Source organism: Inquilinus sp., from assembly GCF_039594555.1.
In the GTDB taxonomy this organism is placed as follows: domain Bacteria; phylum Pseudomonadota; class Alphaproteobacteria; order DSM-16000; family Inquilinaceae; genus Inquilinus.
In genome coordinates this window covers 1-4,239 of sequence record NZ_JBCNNF010000515.1, presented here as the reverse complement: position 1 = coordinate 4,239, position 4,239 = coordinate 1, and the positions used below count along the sequence as shown (strand labels likewise).

Annotated in this window: 4 protein-coding genes; 1 reads left to right on the top strand and 3 read right to left on the bottom strand. The window is 70.7% G+C overall.

Going from position 1 to position 4,239, the window contains the following annotated elements:
* On the top strand, positions 1-297 hold a 297-nt coding region (locus ABDW35_RS33040; RefSeq protein ID WP_343718094.1), incomplete at its 5' end, for an ABC transporter substrate-binding protein.
* Positions 298-303: 6 nt separating this feature from the next.
* On the opposite strand, the gene ABDW35_RS33035 is transcribed toward ABDW35_RS33040, so the two are convergent.
* The 3 genes from ABDW35_RS33035 to ABDW35_RS33025 all read right to left on the bottom strand — a co-directional run.
* On the bottom strand, positions 304-2,697 hold the full coding sequence (locus ABDW35_RS33035; protein WP_343718093.1) for an aldehyde dehydrogenase family protein: 2,394 nt from the start codon (positions 2,695-2,697) through the stop codon (positions 304-306).
* A gap of 12 nt (positions 2,698-2,709) precedes the next feature.
* A complete protein-coding gene (deoC, locus tag ABDW35_RS33030) occupies positions 2,710-3,699 on the bottom strand; it encodes a deoxyribose-phosphate aldolase (protein WP_343718092.1) in 990 nt (329 codons plus the stop codon).
* Positions 3,692-4,239, bottom strand: a 548-nt coding sequence (locus ABDW35_RS33025; RefSeq protein ID WP_343718091.1) for a sugar-binding domain-containing protein, incomplete at its 5' end; no start/stop codon positions are given. The genes ABDW35_RS33025 and deoC, both read right to left, overlap by 8 nt.

Genomic DNA, 4,239 nt, shown 5'->3' with positions numbered 1-4,239 from the left:
GATCCTGCCAAGGGCTCGGCCGGCTCCGACTACATCCGCTTCTTCATGTTCTACAGCAGCCTGACGCAGCTCGACTCGGCGCTGACGCCGAGAATGAACCTGGCGGAATCGGTCGACAGCAGCGACGCGAAGGTGTGGGTCATCAAGCTGCGCAAGGGCGTCAACTTCCACGACGGCAAAGCGCTCACGCCCGCCGACGTCGTCTATTCGCTGATGCGTCACAAGAATGCGGCGACGGCCTCGAAGGTGAAGACGCTCGCCGACCAGTTCGCCGATGCGAAGCAGACAAGGAGGTAAGCCGCCCTACTCCCCGTAAGGCAGCCAGATGTTCTTCACCTGGGTGGCGCGGCGAAGGTACTCGCGGCCCTGCCCTTCCACGTCCGACAGCCAGTCACGGCGCCGGCCCTGGTTGGTCCAGGTCGCCTTGAGGTTGCCGGCGCTGGCCTTCTCGACCAAAGCGCCGCCTTCGGCCGGGCCGACATACCAGAGGGCGGCGACGTCGTCGTGCTCGGCCAGGGTCTTGGCCAGCCCATCGCGCTCGCCGGTGACGATGTTGACCACGCCGTCCGGCACGTCGGAGGTGTCGAGCACCTGGTACAGGTCGGTCGCCGCCAGCGGGTGGCGCGGCGACGGCACCACCACGACACGGTTGCCCATGGCGATCGCCGGCACCACCAGCGAGACGAAGCCGAGCAGCGGCGCCTCGTCCGGGCACAACAGGCCCATCACGCCCCAGGGCTCGTTCATCGCCAGCGTCACCTGGCGGGCGCGGGCGTCATGCACCTGGCCGTCATATTTGTCGGCGAAGCCGGCATAGAAGAAGATCCGCCGCACCGATGCCTCGACCTCCGCCGCTGCGGCCTTCGCCGTGGCGCCGGTCATCGTGGCGATCCGCCGGGCGAATTCCTCGGACCGTGCCGCCAGGTTCTCGGCCAGGAAGTACAGCACCTGCGCCCGGTTGTGCCCGGCCAGGCCGCTCCAGCCCGCGGCCTTGTGCGCCGCCTCGACCGCGTTGCGGATGTCCTTGCGGTTGCCGAGGCCGACCTGGCCCAGCGCCCGGCCCTTCGGGTCGAGTACGCTATAGCTGTAGCCGCCATCCGGCCGCGCCTGCTTGCCGCCGACATAGAGCTTGGCGGTGCGGTCGATCGAGGGCAAATCGTGGTCGCCGCCCAGCGGCACCGCCGCCAGCGGCGCCGCGGCCGCGGGCTTCAGCGCCGGCGCGTCCTTCTCCCAGCCCGGCACCAGGTATTCGAACATCCCCTCGCGCCCGCCCTCGCGGCCGAAGCCGCTCTCGCGATAGCCGCCGAAGCCGACCGCGGCGTCGAACATGTTGGCGCAGTTGATCCACACCACCCCGGCCTTCAGCCGCGCCGCGACGTGCAGCGCCTGGTTCACCGTCTCCGACCACACCGAGGCGGCGAGACCGTAGCGCGAGTTGTTGGCCAGGCTGACCGCCTCATCCGGCGTGCGGAAGGTCGAGGCCGACAAGACCGGGCCGAAGATCTCCTCCTGCGCGATGGTCGAGGCCGGCTCCGCCTCGGTGAACAGGGTCGGCGGGAAGTAGAGGCCGCCCTTGGGCAGCGACGCCGAATCCTGCCAGCAGGCGGCGCCCTCTTTCTTGCCCAGCTCGACATAGTGTCTGATCCGGTCGAGCTGCACCTGGGCCACGATCGGGCCCATATCGGTCGATTTGTCGAGCGGGTCGCCGACCCGGAGCGTCGCCATGCGGCGCTTCAGCTTATCGTAGAGGCGGTCGGCCACGCTCTCCTGCACCAGCAGGCGCGACCCGGCGCAGCAGACCTGGCCCTGGTTGAACCAGATCGAATCCACCACGCCCTCGACCGCGGCGTCGAGATCGGCGTCGTCGAAGACGATGAAGGGCGACTTGCCGCCCAGCTCCAGCGACAGCTTCTTGCCGCTGCCGGCGGTCGCCTCGCGGATCTTCCGCCCGACCTCGGTCGACCCGGTGAAGGCGATCTTGTCGACATCGGCATGCTCGACGATCAGCGCGCCGGTCAAGCCATCGCCGGTGACGATGTTCAAGACGCCCGGCGGCAGCCCGGCCTCCTGCGCGATCTCGGCGAACAAGAGCGCGGTCAGCGGCGTGAACTCGGCCGGCTTCAGCACCACCGTGTTCCCGGCCGCCAGGGCCGGCGCCACCTTCCAGGCCAGCATCAGCAGCGGGAAGTTCCACGGGATGATCTGGCCGCAGACCCCGACCGGGCGGTAGCCGGGAAACTCGGTCTCGACCAGCGAGGCCCAGCCGGCGTGGTGATAGAAGTGCCGGGCCACCAGCGGGATGTCGATGTCGCGGCTCTCGCGGATCGGCTTGCCGTTGTCCATGGTCTCGATCACGGACAAGAGCCGCTCGCGGCGCTGGACATGGCGGGCCAGGGCATAGAGGTGACGGGCGCGCTCGGCCCCCGGCAGCGCCGCCCAGCCCTTCTGCGCCCGGCGCGCGGCCTTGACCGCGGCGTCGACATCCTTGGCTGTGCCCTGCGCCACCTGCGCCAGCGGCTTGCCCGTGGCCGGGTTCAGCACCTCGAACCGGCCGCCCTCGGCCGGGGCGACGAATTTGCCGTCGATGAAATGGCCGAAGCCTGCCTCATGCCGCGCCAGCCAGTCGCGGGCGATGCCGCTGTCCTCGGGCGCCGGGCCGTACTCCATGGTGTCGAGAATCTCCGCGATCCGGGGCATGGGTGAGGCTCCTCAGGCGGAAGCGTGGCGGAAGCCGGCCGAGTAGCGGCCGGTGACGAAATGCTCGATCTGGCGCTCGACATCAGCGAGCAGCGAGGAGGCGCCGATGCGGAACAGCTCCGGCTCCAGCCAGGGCCGGCCCAGCTCCTCCTTCATCAGGATCAGCCAGGCGATGGCATCCTTGGCGGTGCGCAGGCCTCCGGCCGGCTTGAAGCCGACGCGCTCGCCGGTGCGGTCGAGGTAGTCGCGGATGGCGCGCACCATGACCAGGCTGACCGGCAGGGTGGCGTTGACATCCTCCTTGCCGGTCGAGGTCTTGATGAAATCGGCGCCGGCCATCATGCAGACCAGGCTGGCGGCCTCGACATTGCGCAGGGTCCGCAGGTCGCCGGTGGCCAGGATGGTCTTCAGATGCGCCTCGCCGCAGGCCTCGCGCATCGCCCGCACCTCGTCATAGAGGGCCGACCATTCGCGGTTCAGCACCTGGGCGCGGTGGATGACGATATCGATCTCGGCCGCCCCCTCCTCCACCGCATAGCGGATCTCGGCCAGGCGCTGCGGCAGCGGCGTCAGCCCGGCCGGGAAGCCGGTGGCGACCGAGGCGACCGGGATGCCGCTGCCGGCCAGCGCCTTGACCGCGGCGCCGACCAGGGCCGGGTAGACGCAGACGGCGCCGACGGTCGGCGGCCGGTCGGCCAGGCCCAGCGCCTCGACCAGGTCGTCGCGCAGCGGGTGGCGGGCCTTGGCGCAGAGGCGCTGCACCCGGCCCGGGGTATCGTCGCCGGCCAGCGTGGTCAGGTCCATGCAGGTGATCGCCTTCACCAGCCAGGCGGCCTGGTATTCCTTCTTCACCGTGCGCCGGGTGGTCATGGTGGCGGCCCGGCGCTCGGCGGCGCTGAGATTGACCCGCGCCGCCTCGACCCAGTCCAGCTCCAGCGCCATGCCGGGATTTCGATGCGTGTTCCGGACGGCCGTGTCGGCGTCGGCGCGTTGATCAGGCATGGGCGTCTCCGCTCAGAAGCTGCGCGGCAGTGGCCGCGTCGGTGACCAGGACATTGACGAAGCCGGCGGCGAGGCAGGCGCGGGCGATGCCCGCCTTCTGCGCCCCGGCGGCGACGCCGATCGAATGGGTTTTCTCCCGCAGCGCCTCGGGCCGCAGGCCGATGGTGCGGGCATCCAGCTCCGGCGACACGATCCGGCCCTCGGCATCGAGGAAGCGGCCCAGCACGTCGCCGACCGCGCCGGCGCGCTGCAGCGCCGCGATCCCGCCGGCATCGAGATAGCCGGACTCGACATGGACCGAGCGGCTGGCCATCGGCCCCATGCCGAAGCAGGCGACGGGCGCCGCACGAGCGACATCGAGGATGCCGGCGATCACCGGGTCCGCCTCCAGCACCGCGCGGGTGGCGGGGTTGCCGACGATGGCCGGCACCGGCAGCAGGGTGGCGGAGCCGGGGCCGGCCTCGGCGAAGCCCTCGGCCACGGCGTTGGTGCGGAAGGCGGTGCCGCGGATGGCGGTGGCGCCGTTCAGCAGCACCACCT

What these genes read in the sequence shown, in the direction of transcription:
- deoC (WP_343718092.1), bottom strand. Translation starts at nt 3,699, where the DNA reads ATGCCTGATCAACGCGCCGACGCCGACACGGCCGTCCGGAACACGCAT.
- ABDW35_RS33035 (WP_343718093.1), bottom strand. Translation starts at nt 2,697, where the DNA reads ATGCCCCGGATCGCGGAGATTCTCGACACCATGGAGTACGGCCCGGCG.